This window comes from Allosphingosinicella sp., from assembly GCF_035626655.1.
Classification (GTDB): domain Bacteria; phylum Pseudomonadota; class Alphaproteobacteria; order Sphingomonadales; family Sphingomonadaceae; genus Allosphingosinicella.
The window spans coordinates 62273-82001 of the sequence record NZ_DASPNF010000005.1; the positions used below are offsets into that span (position 1 = coordinate 62273).

Genomic DNA, 19729 nt, shown 5'->3' on the forward strand with positions numbered 1-19729 from the left:
GGGTCAGCCGATCAAGCCGCCAAGCTTCTCAAAGAGGCCAAAAGAGGCCAGGTCGTTGAAAGTAACGAAAATCATCAGCGCCAGCAGCACCGCGAGGCCCGTCCGGAACGCCCATTCCTGGGCCTCTGGCCGCAGCGGTTTACGCCTCACTCCCTCGATCATGTAGAATAGCAGGTGCCCGCCATCCAGCAGAGGGATTGGCAAGAGGTTGATGAATCCCAGATTAATTGAAACGACCGTCATGAAGAAGAAGAAGTTGAGCCAGCCGAGGCTCGCCTGCTGGCCGGAAACCTGGGCGATCTTCAGCGGCCCGCCCAGCTCGGACAGCGAACGGCGGCCGCTGATCACCTGGCCGAGCGCGGTCAGCATGGTCTGCACCGAATCCACCGTCTTGCCGACAGCGGCGCCCGGCAGCTGCCAGAGGGGGAGCGAGCTGAACTCCGTCGGCCCCGCCAGGGCGATCCCGACCCGGCCGATCCGCGAGCGGTTGTGGAACCTGTCTTCTTCGATATGGGCAACCGGCGTCGCGTCTATGCCGATCTCCCGGCCGCCACGCGCCACGCGGAAATGCATCGGCTCCTCGGGACGCAGCGCGATATAGGTCTGCAGGTCGGCGAAATTGTCGATCCGCGAGCCGTTGATCGAAAGGACGCGGTCGCCCGGGCGGAAGCCTGCCTGCGCCGCCACGCCGCCCTTGGTCAGCGCGCCGACGGTCGCGGGGGTCGACGGATAGCCGTAGACGCCGAAGATGATCATGAAGGAGACGATCGCGAACAGGAAGTTCGTCGCCGGGCCGGCCAGCACGATCAGGAAGCGCTGCCAGACGGGCTTGGCCTGGAAGGTCCTGGCGCGTTCCTCCGGCGGCAGGTTCAGCCATTCGTCGGTCGGCGTCGAGGCCGGGTTCATGTCGCCGGCGAACTTGACGTAGCCGCCGAGCGGCAGCCAGCCGACCTTCCAGCGCGTGCCCCGCTTGTCGGTCCAGCCGAACAGCTCGCGCCCGAAACCGATCGAGAAGGTGTCTGCCTTCACCCCGAACCAGCGGCCGACATAATAATGGCCGAGCTCGTGGATGAAGATGAGCGGCCCGATGACGAGCAGGAACATCAGGACCGTGAACAGGAAGCCGGGATTGCTCAAGCGTGGATCTTTCCAGTCAGCGCGGCGGCCACCCTACGGGCCTCCCCGTCAATCTCAAGCACCGCGTCGATCGACGTCGGGGCGGGCGGGTCAAATCGGGCCAGCACCTCGCCGACCAGCGACGCGATATCGAGGAAACCCAGCCGTCTTTCAAGGAAAGATGCGACCGCTATCTCGTTGGCGGCATTGAGGATGGCGGGCTTGGCGCCGCCGGCGGCCAGCGTCTCGCGGGCCAGGCGGAGCGCCGGGAAGCGGACCGGGTCAGGCGCCTCGAAGGCGAGCGCGCCGATCGCGACCAGGTCGAGCCGCTGGCATGGAGTCTCCATCCGCTCCGGCCAGGCGAGCGTGTGGGCGATCGGCACGCGCATGTCCGGCGCGCCGAGCTGGGCGAGGACCGAGCCGTCGACATATTCGACGAGGCTGTGGATCACCGACTGGGGATGGACGACGATCTCGATCGCCTCGGCGCCGACGGGAAACAGGCGGTGCGCCTCGATCAGCTCCAGCCCCTTGTTCATCAGGGTCGCCGAATCGACCGAGATCTTGGCCCCCATCGACCAGTTCGGATGGGCGACGGCCTGGTCCGGCGTCGCCGCGCGCATCTGCTCGATCGGCCAGTCGCGGAACGGCCCGCCGCTGGCCGTAAGGATGATCCGCCTCACGCTCTCCGGCCGCGCCCGGTCGAAACACTGGAAGATCGCATTATGCTCGGAATCGACCGGCAGCAGGGTCGCGCCGCTGGCCGCGGCCGCCTGGATCATCAGCGCCCCGGCCGAGACCAGGGCCTCCTTGTTCGCCAGGGCGACGGTGCGGCCGCCCTCGAGCGCGCGCATCACCGGCTTCAGGCCGGCAGTGCCGACGATCGCGGCCATCGTCCATTCGGCGCCCGAGGCGGCGGCGTCGGCGATCGCCCCCTCCCCCGCCGCCGCCTCGATCCCGGTCCCGGCGAGCGCGGCCCTGAGCTCGCCGAGCAGGCCGGCATCGCCGATCACCGCGAGCTTCGGCCGGTGCCGCCGCGCCAGTTCGGCAAGGCCGGCGACGTCGCGGTGCGCGGTCAGCGCGACCACCTCGAACCGGTCGGCGGCGCGCGCGACCAGGTCGAGCGTCGAGCGGCCGACCGAGCCGGTGGCGCCGAGGATGGTGACGCTGCGGCTCATCTCACCCCGCCTGCGGCCCGGTGACATGCATGACGGTTACCGTGTCCGGGATCTCGATCGGCTCGGGCAGGGTCCAGAGCTCGAGCAGCAGGATCAGCATGGTTGCCGCGGCCACCGCCAGCAGGCCGTCCAGCCGGTCGAGCACGCCGCCATGGCCCGGCAGCAGGCTGGAGCTGTCCTTGACGCCGGCGCGGCGCTTGACCCAGCTTTCGTAGAGATCGCCGAGCTGGGCGATCAGGCCCATGGTCGCGCCGACCCAGAGGAACGGCCGGCCGAGATCGAAATACCAGGCGACGAGCCAGCCGAAGAAGGAGGCGCCGGCGATGCCGCCGATCAGCCCCGCCCAGGTCTTGTTCGGGCTGACCTTCGGGGCGAGCTTGGGGCCGCCGATCGCCCGGCCCGCAAGATAGGCGAAGATGTCGGTCGCCCAGGTGACGATCAGCACCCAGAAGATCATCCCCGTCGCCACTTCGGACACCCACGAGATGATGACGAGGGCGAAGGCCGGGACGACGATATAGGCGAAGCCCCAGCCCATGCTCAGGCTCCGGCTGGCGAGGCCGAGCAAGACCGCCGCGCCGAGCGCCGGGGCGAAGCTGATCCAGCTGAGCTCGCCCTCGTCGGCGGCATTGGGATAATAATATTCGGCGGCGCCGAGCAGGATAGCGGCGGCGAGTACCGCACCGGCATAGGCCCAGAGCCGCTGCACCTTGTGGATGTCCGCCCATTCGACGAGCATCAGCCCCGCGGCAACCAGCGCGAAGACCCGGAACGCCCAGCCGCCGGCGATCGTCACCAGCAGCGCCACCGCGATCATCGCCACGCCCATGGCAAAGCGGATCGTGATGTCGGAATCGGGCTGCCCGGGCTGCTTTTGGGGCGTGTCGGTCATAGGCCTCCGTAGCGCCGCTCGCGCTTCGCATAATCGGCCAGGGCGGCGCGCAGGGCGTCGCCGTCAAAATCCGGCCAGAGCGTGTCGACGAAGAGCAATTCGGCATAGGCCGCCTGCCAGAGCAGGAAATTGGACAGCCGATGCTCGCCCGAGGTGCGGATGAGGAGGTCGAGCGGCGGCAGATCGTGCGTGTCGAGCGCGCGCTCGATCGCCGCCTCGTCGATCTCGCCCGCGGACGCCGCGGTGCGGGCGGCGCGGACCAGCTCGGCGCGCGACCCGTAATTGAGCGCGATGGCGAGCGTCATCCGCCTGTTGCCGGCGGTCCGCTCCACGGCCTTGTCGACGAGCTTCGCGACGTCCGCCTCGAAGGCCGTGTGATCGCCGAGGATCTTGAGCCTTATCCCCTCCTTGTGGAGACTGTTCAGCTCGCGCTGGATGTAGAAGCGCAGCAGGCCGGTCAGGTCGCTGATCTCCTGCGCCGGCCGCCGCCAGTTCTCTGAGGAGAAGGCGTAGAGGGTGAGGCACTCGACCCCCGCCTCGCCGGCGGCGCGGAGCACGGCACGGGCTGCCTCGGCGCCGGCGCGGTGGCCGGCGGCGCGCGGCAGCCCCCGCGCCTTCGCCCAGCGGCCATTGCCGTCCATGATGATGGCGACGTGCCGGGGGACCGTGGAGGTGCCCGCGCCGCCCGCCCTGGCGGCCTCGGCCGTCACTTCTGGAGGATTTCCTTGTCCTTGGCGGCGAGGATGTCGTCGATCTCCTTGATCGCCTCGTCGGTCAGCTTCTGCACCTCGGTGTCGAGGCGCTTATGCTCGTCCTCGCTGATTTCCTTCTTTTTTTCGTCGGTCTTCAGCGCGTCCCTGGCGTCGCCGCGCACGTTGCGGACGGCAATCCGCGCCTTTTCCGCATATTGGTGGGCGAGCTTGGCGAGCTCCTTGCGGCGGTCCTCGGTCAGATCGGGGATCGGCAGGCGGATATTCTGGCCGTCGGTGACCGGGTTGATGCCGAGGCCGGCATTGCGGATCGCCTTCTCCACCGCCGAGACGTTCGACCGGTCCCAGACCTGGACCGAGAGCAACCGCGGCTCCGGCGCCGAGACCGTGGCGACCTGGTTGAGCGGCATGTTGGCGCCATAGACCTCGACATGGATCGGATCCAGGAGGGCCGTCGAGGCGCGCCCGGTCCTCAGCCCGCCCAGGTCGTGCTTCAGCACCTCCACCGCACCGTGCATGCGGCGCTGGATATCGCCCTTGTCATAGGCCGGCATCGTCTCTCTCCCTAATTGTTCTGCACGATCGTGGCAGTGCCCTCGCCGCCGAGCACGCGGGCCAGATTGCCCTGCTCGCGGACGTTGAACACGACGATCGGGATGTTGTTGTCGCGGCAGAGCGCGACGGCGGTGGCGTCCATCACCTTCAGATTGTCCGAGAGGACTGTGTTGAAAGTGACTGTTTCATAACGTTTTGCACCGGAGACCTTCTTCGGATCGGCATCGTAGACGCCGTCCACGCTGGTGCCCTTGAACAGGGCGTCGCAGCCCATTTCGGCGGCGCGCAGGGCGGCGGCCGTGTCGGTCGTGAAGAAGGGATTCCCGGTGCCGGCGGCGAAGATCACCACCCGGCCCTTCTCCATGTGCCGGACCGCCCGGCGGCGGATATAGGGCTCGGAGACGGTGGCCATCGGAATGGCCGACTGGACGCGGGTGTCGACGCCGATCTTCTCGAGCGCATTCTGCATGGCGAGCGCGTTCATCACCGTGGCCAGCATGCCCATATAATCGGCGCTCGCCCGGTCGAAGCCCTTGGCCGCGCCGGCCAGGCCGCGGAAGATGTTGCCGCCGCCGACGACGAGGCAGAGCGCATGGCCGTCCGACACCGCCGCCTTGATCTCCTCGGCGAGGCGGGCGACCGTGTCCGGATCGATGCCGAACTGGCCCTCGCCCATCAGCACTTCGCCGGACAGCTTCAGGAGTATCCGATTGAAGCGCGGGCGAGTCATGGGCGCTGCCTTTACGGTCGTTCGCAGGTAAAAAGAAGGGTGGCGCGCACCCTAGTCGGCGCGCGCCACCCTGCCAAGCATGTCAGCTTCAGGCGACCGGCTCGGGCTTGTTGATCCCCGATGCCGCGGCGACTTCGGCGGCGAAGTCGTCGACCTTCTTCTCGATGCCCTCGCCCAGCTGGAAGCGGACATAGGCCCTGAGCGCGATCGGCGCACCGGCCTCCTTGCCGGCGGCGGCGATCACGTCCTCGATCTTCGTCTTGTTGTCCATCACGAAGAGCTGCGACAGGAGCGCATTCTCCTTGCGGAACTTGGCCATCGCGCCCTCGACCATCTTCTCGACGATCTCGGCCGGCTTGCCGCTCTCGGCCGCCTTCTCCTTGGCGATGCCGCGCTCGCGCTCGATGAGAGCAGGATCGAGATCCTCGCCGCGCAATGCCAGCGGGTTGGCCGCGGCGATGTGCATGGCGAGCTGCTTGCCGAGCGTCTCGAGCGCGGCCGTGTCGGCCTCGCTCTCGAGCGCGACCAGCACGCCGATCTTGCCGAGGCCCGGCGCCGCCGCATTGTGCACATAGGACGTGATCGCGCCCTTCGACACTTCGAGCAGCGCGCCCCGCCGGATCGACTGGTTCTCGCCGATCGTCGCGATGTTCGAGGTCAGCTTCTCCTCGACGGTGCCGCCGCCCGGCCAGCAGGCGTCCTTCAGCGCCTCGATGTCGCTGCCCGTGCCGAGCGTGATCGCCGTGGCGGTGCGCACGAAATCCTGGAACTGCTCGTTCTTGGCGACGAAGTCGGTCTCCGAATTCACCTCCAGGATCGCGCCCTTCCTGCCGTCGACGGCGACGCCGACCAGGCCCTCGGCCGCCTGGCGGCCGGCCTTTTTGGCGGCGGCGGCGAGGCCCTTGGTGCGCAGCCAGTCGATGGCGGCTTCCATGTCGCCATTGGTCTCGGCGAGCGCCTTCTTGCAGTCCATCATGCCGGCGCCGGTGCGCTCGCGCAGCTCTTTCACAATCGCGGCCGTAATCTCAGCCATGTCTCATATCCTTTTGGTTTCAAGCCAACACCGTTCGCCCTGAGCTTGTCGAAAGACCTTCCTTCTTCCTGAAGAAAGGGGGGCTTCGGCGAGCCCCGGATCAAATCCGGGGCCGAACGGGAGTGGGGTCCGATCCGATATGGGGATCCGACCCCGTCGAATTAAGCCTCGGCGAGCGCCGCTTCGGCCGGCGGCTCATCCATGGCGCCGAGATCGGCGCCGCGCGCGGCCGCACCCCCCTGCTTGCCGGCCAGCACGGCCTCGGCGAGCGCGTCGCAATAGAGGCGAATGGCACGGCTGGCATCGTCATTGCCCGGGACCGGGAAGGCGATGCCCTGCGGGCTCACGTTGGAATCGAGGATCGCGACGACCGGGATGCCGAGCACGTTCGCTTCCTTGATCGCCAGCTCTTCCTTGTTGGCGTCGATCACGAACATTACGTCCGGGATGCCGCCCATGTCGCGGATGCCGCCGAGCGAGAGCTCGAGTTTGTCGCGTTCGCGGGTGAGCTGGAGCACCTCCTTCTTGGTAAGGCCAGCGGTGTCGCCCGCCAGCTGCTCCTCGAGGCTCTTGAAGCGCTTGATCGAGTTGGAGATCGTCTTCCAGTTGGTGAGCATGCCGCCCAGCCAGCGATGGTTGACGAAATGCTGGCCCGAGCGGCGCGCGGCGTCGGCGATCGGCTCCTGCGCCTGGCGCTTGGTGCCGACGAACAGCACCTTGCCGCCGGCGGCCGCGGTCTGCCGGACGAAATCGAGCGCGCGCGCGAACAGCGGCACGGTCTGCGACAGGTCGATGATGTGCACCCCGTTGCGCTCGCCGAAGATGTACGGCTTCATCTTGGGGTTCCAGCGGTGGGTCTGGTGGCCGAAATGCGCCCCGGCCTCGAGCAATTGCTGCATGGTGACGTCGTTGGACGCCATGGTCTTTCTCCTTCCGGTTATACCTCTGCAGGGCCGTGAAATCCGCCGTCGCCCGAGGGCTGTGGCGGACACCGGTATGTTGGCCCCGCATGTGGAATGGGCGCGCACTTAGAGGCGAAGGCGCCGGAAATCAAGCCGTACTGCAAGGCCGTGCCCGGTCTCCCCTGCGCCGCAGATTGTTGGATTAATGTTGGATTTGACCTGCCATGCTCCGGCGACTCGCGGTCCCGGCCGCGCCGGCTCTTTCGCAGTGTCAGTTCCTTCTCCTCGCGAGCGAAAACATGGTCCGTGCTCCGGCGAACGCCGGAGCGTTGGCCGTAAGGGACAGGCCTGGCGCGCAACGCTCCGGCCTTCGCCGGAGCACAGGATCCTGTAGGACTATCGTGTCATCTTTGTCAGGTTCCGCGTGTTCCCCCACTCCGTGGCCAGTGCGAACATTGGGAACATTCGCGGCGCCGGTCCCGATCCCGAAACCGCGCATCGGCCTGACATTTGCCTGACTTTTCCTTGTCCGATCGCGACAGGCGAGCCGCGCCGCAGCGGCTGCCTCAGCGGCAGAAGACGAGATCGTAAGGAATGGCCGCCGACCCTTCGAGCCGCCGCCCCTCGCCGAGCGCGCCGTCGCGGACCGGGTGCAGCGTCTTGGTCCGGCAATTATAGGCCTGGGGAATGCCCGGCGTATTGTCGTCTGGATAGACCCGGTTGCCGAGCCGGCGGCTCGCCTCGAAGCGGACGATGTCGCCATCCCGCCGGACCGTGTCGCGGTCCAGCCACTGGCCACCGCGGCCGAGCTGATAGTCCAGCGTTACCCAGTTCTTCGCCGCCGCCGGCGCCGCGACGGCGGCGAGGGCGAGAACGAAAAGAGATATGGATGCGCGTCGCATGGGGCCTCGTCCTCCAGCGGTTTCGCAATTGGCCGCGTCCCGAGGGGATTCCACCGATTCGGACCGACCCGGCTTTGTCACAATTCGTCGCTTGACATTAGAACAAAACAGGAACATTGTCTCTGTCCGAGGGAGCCGACCGCCCCTTCGGGAATTGCGCTGTGAATAAGTAAGGGGAAAAGCTGTGGGCCACCTGCTCTCGATCATCTTCTTCTTCGGCCTGCTCGTCGCGCTGGCCGCGCTGCTGGAGCACATCTTCAGGGCCCACCGGGCGGAGATCGTCGGTGCCTTGCGGGGGCCTTCGGCGGCACCGGCGGCAAAGGCGGGCTCAACGGCAGGGTCGGCTCGCCGCCTGCCTGGCGCGCACGCCGCCGCTTGACCGCGGCGTAGCGCATGACGCTGAGCGGGATGGTGGCGAGATAGACGATCACGACCGCGCTCAGCGTCGCCCACGGGGCGACGATCATCGCGATCCCGATCAGGACGATGACGAGGATCGCCTCCAGCCGAACGCTCCGTTTCAGCCGCAGCGCCCCCATCGAGAAGGTGGCGATGCTGGAGATGATCAGGAAGGCGGAAATACCCGACCAGGCCATGATCAGTCCGGGATTTTCCAGCCAGGACAATTGCCGGTCGCTGGCCAGCCAGAGCAGGACCGGGAGCAGCATGATCCCGGCCCCCGCCGGCGCCGGCACGCCGGTCAGGAAGCCCGCCGATTTGTGCGGCTGGTCCTCCGCGTCGATGCGGGCGTTGAAGCGGGCGAGCCTGAGCGCCATGCAGACCGCATAAGCGAGCGCGAAGACCCAGCCATAGGTCCGCCAGGACGGGCTGTTCTCGATCTGCAGCACCCAGAGATAGATGATCAAGGCCGGCGCCACGCCGAAGGCGACGACATCGGACAGCGAATCGAGCTCCGCGCCGAACCGGCTCTGCCCGCGCAGCAGCCGGGCGATGCGCCCGTCCAGGCCGTCGAGCAGCGCCGCGATGCCGATGAACATCAGCGCCTTGTCCCACTCCGCGGTGATCGCGAAGCGGATGCCGGAAAGGCCGGAGCAGAGCGCCAGCGCGGTCACCGCATTGGGCACGACCGCGCGCAGCGGAATGCCCGGGCGCTCCCGTCTCCCCGGCGGCAGGCTCATTGCGCCCACCTCATTGCGCAACGCCCTCGATGAGCTCGGAAATGCCGGTGCGGCCGACGATGGTCTCGCCCGCGATCGTGCGCTGGCCGAGCAGCACCTGGCTCGACGTGCCCGCGGGCAGATAGACGTCGACGCGGCTGCCGAAGCGGATCAGGCCGATGCGCTGCCCGGCGATCACCCGGTCGCCCGCCTTGATCCAGGGCACGATCCGCCGCGCCACCAGCCCGGCGATCTGGGTGAAGGCGACGAGGCTGCCATCCTCGCCCTCGACGAGGATATGCTGGCGCTCATTCTCCTCGCTCGCCTTGTCGAGATCGGCGTTGAGGAACTTGCCGGCGATATAATGGACCTTGCGGATCACGCCGGTGATCGGGGTGCGGTTGATGTGCACGTCGAACACACTCATGAAAATGGAGACGCGCACCACCGGCTCGGCGCCCAGCATTCCCTCCCCCTGCAGCTCCTTCGGCGGCGGCACGTTGGTGATCATCGTCACCAGCCCGTCGGCCGGCGAGACGATGACGTCACTGCCGACCGGCGTGGTGCGGATCGGATCGCGGAAGAAGGCGGCGATGAACACGCTGAGCGCCAGCGCTGCATAGCCGAGCCAGTCCCAGTCGATCACGAACCAGAAGAGCAGAGCGACGGCGAGCGCGACGACGACGAACTTGCGCCCTTCCGGATGGACGGAGGGCCAGCGCCACTGGACGTTGGTGGTGACGAGGTCCGGCTTTTCGAGGGAAGACATTGGCAGGCCTTTAAGCCGTGCGGCGGAGTGAAACAACCATGCGTCCGGCGGTTGACACGTCCCTCCCTGCCCTTAGGACGGCCAGCGACAACGCAACCCGCAAGACACGAAAGCGCTCGCCCACATGGCCAAGATCAAGGTGAAGAACCCCGTCGTCGAGCTGGACGGGGACGAGATGACGCGGATCATCTGGCAGTGGATCCGCGAGCGGCTGATCCTGCCCTATCTCGACGTGAACCTCATCTATTTCGACCTCGGCGTCGAGAAGCGCGACGAGACCAACGACAAGATCACCGTCGATTCCGCGCTCGCGATCAAGGAGCATGGCGTCGGCGTGAAATGCGCGACGATCACGCCCGACGAGGCCCGCGTCGCCGAGTTCGGCCTGAAGCAGATGTGGAAGTCGCCCAACGGCACGATCCGCAACATCCTCGGCGGCACCATCTTCCGCGAGCCGATCGTGATCGAGAACGTGCCGCGGCTGATCCCCGGCTGGACCGACCCGATCGTCGTCGGCCGTCACGCTTTCGCCGACCAATATAAGGCGACCGACTTCGTCGTCCCCGGCGCCGGCAAGCTCACCATGAAGTGGGAAGGCGAGAATGGCGACGTGATCGAGCGGGAAGTGTTCGACTTCCCCGGCGCGGGCGTCGCCATGGGCATGTACAACCTCGAGGCCTCGATCCGCGACTTCGCCCATGCCTCGCTCAACTACGGGCTCAACCGGAAATGGCCGGTCTATCTCTCCACCAAGAACACGATCCTCAAGGCCTATGACGGCCGCTTCAAGGACATCTTCCAGGAGATTTACGAGGCCGAGTTCGAGGAGCGCTTCAAGGAAGCGGGGATCGAATATCAGCACCGGCTGATCGACGACATGGTCGCCTCGGCGCTGAAGTGGAGCGGCAAGTTCGTCTGGGCCTGCAAGAATTATGACGGCGACGTGCAGTCGGACCAGGTGGCGCAGGGCTTCGGCTCGCTCGGCCTGATGACCTCCGTGCTGATGACGCCCGACGGCAAGACGGTGGAGGCCGAGGCCGCGCACGGCACCGTCACCCGCCACTACCGCATGCACCAGCAGGGCAAGGCGACCTCGACCAACCCGATCGCCTCCATCTTCGCCTGGACCCAGGGGCTCAGCTTCCGCGGCCAGTTCGACGAGACGCCCGAGGTGGTGCGCTTCGCCGAGACGCTGGAGAAGGTCTGCATCGAGACCGTCGAGAGCGGCAAGATGACCAAGGACCTCGCCATCCTGATCGGGCCGGACCAGAGCTGGATGACCACCGAGCAATTCTTCGAGGCGATCCGCGTCAATCTCGAGCAGGAGATGGGCAGCTGGGCCTAGGACTGCGGCCGGCGGCAACGGAAAGCGGGGTTTTTTCGCTGCCCTGCGGCTGACAAAGCCGGCCGTTGCTGCATAAGGAGGCTATGGCGGCTCCGACCGATTTCAGCACTTCCGGCCTGTCCGACGCGCTCGTCATCCTGGGCGCGGCGGGCATCGTCATTCCCGCCTTCGCGCGGATCCGGATCAACCCGGTCATCGGCTTCATCCTGATCGGCATCGCGATCGGCCCGTTCGGGCTCGGCCAGTTCAGCGCCGACTTGCCCTGGCTGAACTACCTGACGATCAGCAACGTCCATGCGATCGAGCCGTTCGCCGAATTCGGCATCATCCTCCTGCTCTTCTCGATCGGGCTAGAGCTGTCGTTCCGGCGGCTCTGGGGGATGCGGCAGCTCGTCTTCGGGGTCGGCGCCGGCCAGCTGGTGACTTCAGCGATCCTCATCGGTGTCGCCATCCACCTCGGCGGCGCCGGCTGGACCACGAGCTTCGCGCTCGGCGTCGCGCTCGCTCTCTCCTCGACCGCGGTGGTGCTGCCTTTGGTCGGTACGACCAGCCCGGTCGGCAAGTCGGCCTTCGCCATGTTGCTGTTCGAGGATCTGGCGCTCGTCCCGATCGTCTTCGCCCTCGGGGCACTCGATCCGCGCACGCAGGACGGCATCGGGCCGCTGCTGCAGACACTCGGCATCGGCGCGGCCGTGATTGTCGTCATGCTGATCCTCGGCCGCTTCCTGCTGCCGCCGCTCTTCGCCCAGGCGGCGCGGACCAAAAGCCCCGAGCTGTTCCTCTCGGCGAGCCTGCTGATCGTCATCGCCGCCAGCCTCGCCACCACCGCCGCGGGGCTTTCCCCGATTGTCGGCGCGCTCATCGCCGGCATCCTCATCGCCGAGACCGACTATCATGGCGAGGTCGAAGTGATGACCGCTCCCTTCCGAGGCTTGGGGCTCGGCATCTTCCTGATCACGGTCGGGATGAGCGTGAACCTCGCCTTCATCGCCGAGCATTGGGCGCAGCTGCTCATGGCGCTGGTCGGGGTGATGATCGCCAAGACCGTGGTCACCGCGGTCTTCCTGCGCTGGGGCGGCCGCCGCCGCGCCGTCGCCGCAGAGGCGAGCCTGCTCATGGCCTCGCCATCGGAGACGACTTTGATCGTCCTCGGCGCGGCGAGCACGGCAGGACTGATCAACAGCGAGACTGCCGCCTTCTGGCAGGTGGTCACCGCCATGGGCCTGACCCTGACGCCTCTGCTCGCGCGGATCGGGCGCGACGCGGGCGCCCGGATCGAGAAACGGACGCAGCGGAACGAGCCGGTGCTCGCGCCGACGCGCGAGGAGCCGCGGGCGGTGATCATCGGCTTCGGCCGGGTGGGCCGCATGGTCGCCGAGATGTTCACCGAACATGGCAAGCCCTATGTCGCGGTCGATTCCAGCATCGATTCCGTCAAGGCCGGGCGGGCCGAGGGCTTCTCGATCGTGTTCGGCGATGCGGCGCGGCCGGAATTCCTCGACAAGCTCAACCTTGGCCATGCCAGCGCGCTGATCCTCACCATGGACGATCCGGTGCAGGCGATCCGCACGGTGAAAAGGGTCCGTGCCTGGTGCCCCGACCTCACCATCGTCGCCCGCGCCCGCGACACGCGTCATGCCGCCGAGCTCTACCGGGCCGGCGCGACCGACGCGGTGCCGGAGACGCTCGAATCCTCGCTGCAGCTGGCCGAGGCGGCGCTGGTCGACCTGGGCATGGCGATGGGCCCGGTGATCGCCTCGATCCACGAGAAGCGCGCCGAGATGCGCCAGCAGATCATGGAGATGGGCGACCTGGAGGAGGAACCCCAGCAGCGGGGCAAAAGGCTGCGGGACGCGCTGGAACGCTAGTCCGCGGTAGCGACCGCCTCCGCGCCGCATTCCTCCGTTTCGCGCCTCAAAGCTTACGAACCTTACACTGCCATCTGTGTGTCGGCCCTCCCCGGAAAGGGCGCCTATGCGCGAGGGGCGAGGGTCTCTGGAGATCCGACGGTTGAAAGAGCCCGTCGGACGCTGATAGACGAAAATCCTACATGTATCCAACAAAATGGGCCCGTCATTGCGAGGAGCGCAGCGACGCGGCAACCCAGTCGGGACTGGATTGCTTCGCTTCGCTCGCAATGACGGTCAGGCGGCGACCGTCTCCAGCGCGCTCCTGACCGCCGCGAGCGCCTCCGCCGCCTTGTCGCCGTCCGGACCGCCGCCCTGGGCCATGTCGGGACGGCCGCCGCCGCCCTGTCCGCCGACCGCCTCGACCGCCTTGCGGACGAGGTCGACGGCGTTGCGGCTGGCAATGAGGTCGTCGGTGACGCCCACGGCCACGGTGGCGCGGCCGTCATTGACCGCGACCAGGGCGACCACGCCGGAGCCGATTCGGGCCTTGGCCTCGTCGACCAGGCCGCGCAGCTGCTTCGGGTCCATGCCGTCCAGCACCTGGCCGATAAAGCTGGTGTCCCCTATCTGCTCGGGTCCGGCCGCCTCGGCCTTGCCGCCGCCGCCCAGGGCCAGCGCCTTCTTCGCATCGGCGAGCTCGCGCTCGAGCCGCCGGCGCTCCTCGATCAGGCTGGCGACGCGGGCCGGCACCTCGTCAGGCGCGGCCTTGAGCGCCGCAGCGGTCTCCTTCAGCCGCTCCTCGCGCTGCGAGAGATAGAGGCGCGCGGCTTCGCCGGTCAGTGCCTCGATGCGGCGCACGCCGGCGGCGACCGCGCTCTCGCCGGTGATCTTCAGCAGCTGGATGTCGCCCAGGGCGTTGACATGGGTGCCGCCGCACAATTCGACCGACCAGGCGCTGCCGTCATCCTCCACGCCCATGGAGAGGACGCGGACCTCCTCGCCATATTTCTCGCCGAACAGGGCCATGGCGCCCGCCTCGAGCGCATCGTCCATGCTCATCAGCCGGATGCCGACCGGCTCGTTGGTGCGGATCAGCCGGTTCACGTCGGCCTCGACCAGCTCGATCTCCTCGCGGGTCATCGGTTTGGGATGGGAGAAGTCGAAGCGGAAATAGTCCGGTGCGACCAGGCTGCCCTTCTGCGTGACATGCGTGCCGAGACGCTTGCGCAGCGCGGCGTGGAGCAGGTGGGTGGCGCTGTGATTGGCCCGGACCTTTGCCCGGCGCACGGCGTCGACATTAAGATGCACGGCATCGCCAACCGCGACCTCGCCGGCCCTGATCACGGCATGATGGGCGTGGAGCTTGCCGAGCGGCTTCGACGTCTCCTCGACATCGGCCTGCAAGCCCTTGTCCGAGCTGATCGTTCCGGTGTCGCCGATCTGGCCGCCGCTCTCGCCGTAAAATGGCGTCTGGTTGGTGAGGATCACGACCTGGTCGCGCTCGCCCGCCTTCTCGACGCGGGCGCCGTCCTTGACCAGCGCGACCACCTGGCCGTCGCCCTCATGGCCGAGATAGCCGGTGAACTCGGTCGCCCCCAGCTCCTCGGCGATGTCGAACCAGACATCCTCGCTGGCCCTGGCGCCCGACCCCTTCCAGGCGGCACGGGCCGCGGCCTTCTGCTCGGCCATGGCCGCGTCGAAGCCGGCCCGGTCGACGCCAAAGCCCTGGGCGCGGAGGGCATCCTCGGTGAGGTCGTAGGGAAAGCCATAGGTGTCGTAGAGCCTGAACGCGGTCGCCCCGGGCAAGGTATCGCCCTTGCGCATCGAACCCGTCGCCTCGTCGAGCAGCCGGAGGCCGTTGGCGAGGGTCTGCCGGAAGCGGGTCTCCTCCAGCTTCAGCGTCTCCTCGATCAGGGGCTGGGCGCGGACCAGCTCGGGCCAGGCGGCGCCCATCTCGGCGGTCAGGCTCGGGACCAGCCGGTACATGAGCGGCTCTGACGCGCCGAGCAGATGGGCGTGGCGCATGGCGCGGCGCATGATCCGGCGCAGCACATAGCCCCTGCCCTCGTTCGACGGCAGCACGCCGTCGGCAATCAGGAAGCCCGAGGCGCGCAGGTGATCGGCGATCACCCGGTGGCTCGCCTGCATGTTCGCGGCATTGTTGCTGGTCAGCGATTCCGACGCCTCGATCAGCGTCCTGAACGTGTCCGTCTCGTAATTGTCGTGTACGCCCTGCAGCACCGCGGCGATCCGCTCGAGGCCCATGCCGGTGTCGATCGACGGATTGGGCAGATCGGCGACGATCTCGTCATTCTCCTGCAGGAACTGCATGAAGACGAGGTTCCAGATCTCGGTGAAACGGTCGCCGTCCTCGTCGGGGCTGCCCGGCGGGCCGCCGGGGATATGCTCGCCATGATCGTAGAAGATTTCCGAGCAGGGCCCGCAGGGGCCGTCCGGCCCCATCGCCCAGAAATTGTCCTTGGTCGGGATCCGGATGATGCGGTGGTCCGGCAGGCCGGCGATCTTCTTCCACAGATCCCAGGCCTGGTCGTCCGTATGGTAGACGGTGGCGGTCAGCCGGTCCGGGTCGAGGCCCCATTCCCTGGTCAACAGGTTCCAGGCGAGCAGGATCGCCCGCTCCTTGAAATAGTCGCCGAAGGAGAAATTCCCCAGCATCTCGAAGAAGGTATGGTGCCGGGCGGTGTAGCCGACATTGTCGAGATCGTTATGCTTGCCGCCGGCGCGCACGCATTTCTGGGCGCTCACCGCTCGCTGGTAGGGCCTCGTCTCCAGCCCGGTGAAGACGTTCTTGAAGGGCACCATGCCGGCATTGACGAACATCAAAGTCGGGTCGTTCTGCGGGATGAGCGGCGCCGAGCGCACGACCTCGTGCCCCTCGCGGCCGAAATAGTCGAGGAAGGCGCGGCGAATGTCGTTCGTCGAGATCATCCGGGCGATGTAAGCGACATGCTGCGCTGCGGCAAGCGACCCCGGCTATCGGGCCGACCGTCGCTTTGCTAGGCTCGTTCGCGCTCCAGCAGGAGGAGATGCCGCGATGATCCGTTCCGCCGCTCTGCTTTCCCTGGCCCTGGCCGCGATGGCGCCAGTCGCGTCCGCCGGCCAGCCCCAGCAGCCCGCGCCGCCCGCTCCGCCGCGGACCGATCTGCCCGCCAATGTTCGCCTGTTCGAGGTGCCCGCGGGCAGCCGGCCGCACGACGTCGCGCCCGGGCCTAACGGGCTCGTCTGGTATACCGGCCAGCGCCGCGGTACGCTCGGCATCCTCAACCCCGAGACAGGCGCGGTGCGCGAGGTCAGGCTGGGCGAGGGCTCGGCGCCGCACGGCGTGATCCAGGGGCCGGACGGCGCGGCCTGGATCACCGACGGCGGCCTCAACGCGATCGTAAGGGTCGATCCGGCGACCGACGCGGTGCGGGTGTGGAGGCTGCCCGCGGAATTCCCGGATTCGAACCTCAACACCGCCGCCTTCGACCGCGAGGGGGTGATCTGGTTCACCGGCCAGACCGGCGTCTATGGCCGGCTGAACCCGCGCACCGGCGAGATGCGCGTCTGGCGCGATCCGGACGGGCGCGGACCCTACGGGATCGCGGCGACCCCGTCCGGCGACATCTATTATGTGTCGCTCGCCGGCAGCCATCTGGCGCGGGTCAACCGGGAGACGGGTGAAGCGACAATCATCGAGCCGCCGACCGCAGGCCAGGGCGCGCGCCGGGTCTGGGCCGACAGCCGTGGCAATCTCTGGATCTCCGAATGGGAGAGCGGCCAGCTGAGCCGATACACGCCGGCCACGGGGGCCTGGCGCAGCTGGCGCCCCGAGGGCGAACGGACGCGCGTCTACGCGGTCTATGTCGACGACCGCGACATCGTCTGGATCACCGAATGGGGCAGCAACGCCACTCTGGCCTTCGATCCAACGACGGAGCGCTGGACGCGCTATCCGGGCAGCGGCGAGAATGCCAATGTCCGCCAGATACTGGGCCGGCCGGGCTGGATCTACCTGCCGGAATCGCGGCTCGACCGGATCATGGTGGTGCGGACCGGCCCGGCGCGATGATCCGCCTGCTGGCTGCGGCGGGGACGGTCGCCGGCCTGGCGGCCGCGGCGGCGCTTGCGGCGCAGCCGGCCCCCAACCGCGGCGCCGAGGTCTATCGGCGGGTCTGCTTCAGCTGCCACGCGCTCGATCCCGGGCGGAACACGCCGGCCGGGCCGACCCTGCACGGCCTCGCCGGCCGGCCGATCGCGGGATTGCGGGGGTTCAACTACTCCCCTGCCCTGCGCCGGTTCGCGGCGCGCGAAGGGCGCTGGACGCGCGCCCTGCTCGAACGTTTCCTCGCCGATCCGGACGCGCTGGTGCCGGGCATCGAGATGTCGCTGCCGCGATTGTCGGCGGCCGACCGGCAGGCCGTGGCGGCCTGGCTGTCGCCGCGTTGAGCCGCCGGGCGGCGGCGACGAAGCCCTTCACTACCCCCTTGCACTTCGTCTGAGAGAAGCCGAAGCTGAACGTTTCCCATGAGGCGCGGGCCGCGTCTTCTTCGCGGATCCGTGACGGCGGACGAAGGAGACACATATGCCCACCAGAGCCCCAGGCACCAGAAATATCGCGCTCGTGGGCCCCGGCGGGGCGGGTAAAACCAGCCTCGCCGAGGCCCTTCTTTTTGCGGCGGGTGCGACCGGGCGGCAGGGCAATGTCGCGGACGGCACCAGCATTGGCGACGCCAGCCCCGAGGCCAGGGCGCGCGGCGGCTCGACCGAGCTCAACCTCATGCATTTCGACTATATGGGCGACCGCTACGTGCTGACCGACTGCCCGGGCTCGGTCGGCTTTGCCGCCGACGGCGCGCTCGGCACCGCCGTCGCCGATCTCGCCATCGTCGTCGTCGATCCGGACGCCGACCGCGCCCTGCTCGCCGAGCCGACGCTGCGTAGCCTCGAGGCGCAGGGCATCCCCCACATGATCTTCGTCAACAAGATCGACCAGGCGCGGGGCTCGATCCAGGGGCTGCTGGAGGCGCTGCAGCCGATGAGCGCCTCGCCCCTGATCGCGCGCTGGATCCCGATCCGCGACGGCGAGAAAATCACCGGCTTCGTCGATATCGCGCTGGAGCGGGCCTATTATTACCAGCCGGGCAAGCCCAGCGAGCAGAAGGAGATTCCCGCCGACCTCGCCGATCGCGAGGCGCTGGAGCGCAGCGCGATGCTTGAGAAGCTCGCCGACCATGACGACGCCCTGCTCGAGGCGTTGCTGATGGACGAGATCCCCGACCGGGAGACCGTGTTCACAGACCTCGCGAAGGAGACCGGTGCCGGGCAGATCGTGCCGGTGCTGTTCGGCTCGTCGACATCCTCGCAGGGTGTTCGTCGGTTGATGAAGGCGCTGCGCCACGAGGCCCCTGCCCCCTCCGCCGCGGCGCAGCGACTGGGTGCGAGCGGCGCGGGAACGGTGATTTTCAAGGTCAGCCACGGCGGCGCGATGGGGCGCCTGTCCTATGCGCGGGTGTTCGGCGGCGGCCTGAAGGAAGGCCAGGAGGTGGTGACGAGCGGCGGCGAGCATGTCCGCATCGGCACGCTCTTCGCGATGCAGGGCGACAAGACGACCAAGCTTGCCGATGCGAAAGATGGCGACGTGGTGGCGATCGCCAAGTTGGAAGGCGTCCATGCCGGCGAATGGCTGGGCGCGGGCAAGGCGCCGGCCGCGCTCGACATCGCCCAGCCAATCCGCAACTATACGCTCGCCATCTCGACCAAGGACCGCAAGGACGACGTCCGCCTCTCCACCGCTTTGCACAAGCTCACCGAGGAGGACCGGGCCTTGCTCTGGGAGCAGGACGAGGCGATGCACGAGACCCGCCTCAAGGGCGTCAATGACGAGCATCTGAAGGTCACGCTGGAGCGGCTGCGCCGGCGCTACGGCGTCGCCATCGACAGCCGCCAGCCCGCGGTGGGCTACAAGGAATCGATCCGCAAGAGCGTCACCCAGCGCGGGCGGCACAAGAAGCAGTCGGGGGGTCATGGCCAGTTCGGCGATTGCGTGCTGGAGGTGAAGCCTTTGCCCCGCGGCGGCGGCTTCAAGTTCGAGGACCGGATTTCGGGCGGCGTCGTGCCGAAACAGTGGATTCCGGCGGTCGAGGCCGGCGTCCGGGACGCTCTCGTCAAGGGCGCGCTTGGCTTCCCGGTGGTGGACGTGCACGTCACCCTGATCGACGGCTCCTATCACAGCGTCGATTCCTCGGAGCTGGCCTTCCGGACCGCCGGCCGGATCGGCATGGCCGAGGCGCTCGCCCAGGCCGCGCCGCATTTGCTCGAGCCGGTGATGAAGGTGACCATCCTCGTGCCCAACCACGCCACCTCCAAGGCAACCTCGGCGGTGGCGAGCCGGCGCGGGCAGATGCTTGGCATGGAAGCGCGCGAGGGCTGGTCGCGCTGGGACCGGGTCGAGGCTTTGATCCCCGAGGCGGAGATGCAGGGCTTCGACGCCGAGCTGCGCTCGCTGAGCCAGGGTCTCGCCACCTACGAGGCGGCCTACGACCATCTCGCCGAGCTGAACGGCGTGCTGGCCGACAAGGTCGTGCAGAAGGAGCTGGAGCCGGCCTGAGCTATTCGGCAGCGCTCCG

General features: G+C 67.8%; 17 protein-coding genes. 5 read left to right on the top strand and 12 right to left on the bottom strand.

Annotation, left to right across the window (positions count from 1 at the left end; genetic code table 11):
• Nucleotides 1-3: 3 nt before the first annotated feature.
• The 11 genes from rseP to VEC11_RS03170 form a co-directional block, all read right to left on the bottom strand.
• On the bottom strand, nt 4-1104 hold the full coding sequence (rseP, locus tag VEC11_RS03120; protein WP_464129685.1) for an RIP metalloprotease RseP: 1101 nt from the start codon (nt 1102-1104) through the stop codon (nt 4-6).
• Nucleotides 1105-1133: 29 nt separating this feature from the next.
• A complete protein-coding gene (locus VEC11_RS03125) occupies nt 1134-2294 on the bottom strand; it encodes a 1-deoxy-D-xylulose-5-phosphate reductoisomerase (protein WP_464129016.1) in 1161 nt (386 codons plus the stop codon).
• A gap of 1 nt (nt 2295) precedes the next feature.
• Nucleotides 2296-3186, bottom strand: coding sequence for a phosphatidate cytidylyltransferase (locus tag VEC11_RS03130; protein ID WP_464129017.1), 891 nt, complete (start codon nt 3184-3186; stop codon nt 2296-2298).
• On the bottom strand, nt 3183-3896 hold the full coding sequence (uppS, locus tag VEC11_RS03135) for a polyprenyl diphosphate synthase (protein ID WP_464129018.1): 714 nt from the start codon (nt 3894-3896) through the stop codon (nt 3183-3185). Before uppS ends, VEC11_RS03130 begins: the two co-directional genes overlap by 4 nt.
• The gene (gene frr / locus VEC11_RS03140; protein ID WP_464129019.1) at nt 3893-4450 is read right to left on the bottom strand and encodes a ribosome recycling factor; all 558 of its coding nucleotides are present in this window, start codon (nt 4448-4450) and stop codon (nt 3893-3895) included. Before frr ends, uppS begins: the two co-directional genes overlap by 4 nt.
• 11 nt (nt 4451-4461) lie before the next feature.
• Nucleotides 4462-5181: a UMP kinase gene (gene pyrH, locus VEC11_RS03145; protein ID WP_464129020.1), complete on the bottom strand. Its 720-nt coding sequence runs from the start codon at nt 5179-5181 to the stop codon at nt 4462-4464.
• Between the two features lie 88 nt (nt 5182-5269).
• Nucleotides 5270-6214: a translation elongation factor Ts gene (tsf, locus tag VEC11_RS03150; RefSeq protein WP_464129021.1), complete on the bottom strand. Its 945-nt coding sequence runs from the start codon at nt 6212-6214 to the stop codon at nt 5270-5272.
• 161 nt (nt 6215-6375) lie between these two features.
• Nucleotides 6376-7134 (bottom strand): 30S ribosomal protein S2, encoded by a 759-nt coding sequence (gene rpsB / locus VEC11_RS03155; RefSeq protein ID WP_464129022.1) that lies wholly within the window; start codon nt 7132-7134, stop codon nt 6376-6378.
• Nucleotides 7135-7682: 548 nt separating this feature from the next.
• Nucleotides 7683-8018, bottom strand: a complete 336-nt coding sequence (locus VEC11_RS03160; RefSeq protein ID WP_464129023.1) for a hypothetical protein — start codon at nt 8016-8018, stop codon at nt 7683-7685.
• Between the two features lie 257 nt (nt 8019-8275).
• Nucleotides 8276-9157 (bottom strand): CDP-alcohol phosphatidyltransferase family protein, encoded by an 882-nt coding sequence (locus tag VEC11_RS03165; RefSeq protein WP_464129024.1) that lies wholly within the window; start codon nt 9155-9157, stop codon nt 8276-8278.
• A gap of 10 nt (nt 9158-9167) precedes the next feature.
• Nucleotides 9168-9905 carry a phosphatidylserine decarboxylase gene (locus VEC11_RS03170; protein WP_464129026.1) on the bottom strand — a complete coding sequence of 246 codons (738 nt, stop codon included), beginning with the start codon at nt 9903-9905 and terminating at the stop codon, nt 9168-9170.
• A gap of 124 nt (nt 9906-10029) precedes the next feature.
• On the opposite strand from VEC11_RS03170, the gene VEC11_RS03175 reads away from it, so the two are divergent.
• Together VEC11_RS03175 and VEC11_RS03180 are read left to right on the top strand one after the other, a co-directional pair.
• On the top strand, nt 10030-11250 hold the full coding sequence (locus tag VEC11_RS03175) for an NADP-dependent isocitrate dehydrogenase (protein ID WP_464129027.1): 1221 nt from the start codon (nt 10030-10032) through the stop codon (nt 11248-11250).
• 83 nt (nt 11251-11333) lie between these two features.
• The gene (locus VEC11_RS03180) at nt 11334-13118 is read left to right on the top strand and encodes a cation:proton antiporter domain-containing protein (protein ID WP_464129028.1); all 1785 of its coding nucleotides are present in this window, start codon (nt 11334-11336) and stop codon (nt 13116-13118) included.
• A 276-nt stretch (nt 13119-13394) separates the two neighbouring features.
• Here VEC11_RS03180 and alaS read toward each other — a convergent pair whose 3' ends face one another.
• The gene (gene alaS / locus VEC11_RS03185; RefSeq protein WP_464129030.1) at nt 13395-16049 is read right to left on the bottom strand and encodes an alanine--tRNA ligase; all 2655 of its coding nucleotides are present in this window, start codon (nt 16047-16049) and stop codon (nt 13395-13397) included.
• Nucleotides 16050-16155: 106 nt separating this feature from the next.
• On the opposite strand from alaS, the gene VEC11_RS03190 reads away from it, so the two are divergent.
• From VEC11_RS03190 to VEC11_RS03200, 3 genes are all read left to right on the top strand, one after another.
• The gene (locus VEC11_RS03190) at nt 16156-17172 is read left to right on the top strand and encodes a Vgb family protein (protein WP_464129032.1); all 1017 of its coding nucleotides are present in this window, start codon (nt 16156-16158) and stop codon (nt 17170-17172) included.
• Complete coding sequence (locus tag VEC11_RS03195) at nt 17169-17549, top strand: c-type cytochrome (protein WP_464129033.1); 381 nt, start codon at nt 17169-17171, stop codon at nt 17547-17549. The genes VEC11_RS03190 and VEC11_RS03195 overlap by 4 nt, the downstream gene beginning before the upstream one ends.
• Before the next feature lie 136 nt (nt 17550-17685).
• Nucleotides 17686-19710: an elongation factor G gene (locus VEC11_RS03200; protein WP_464129035.1), complete on the top strand. Its 2025-nt coding sequence runs from the start codon at nt 17686-17688 to the stop codon at nt 19708-19710.
• The last annotated feature ends 19 nt before the right edge of the window (nt 19711-19729 follow it).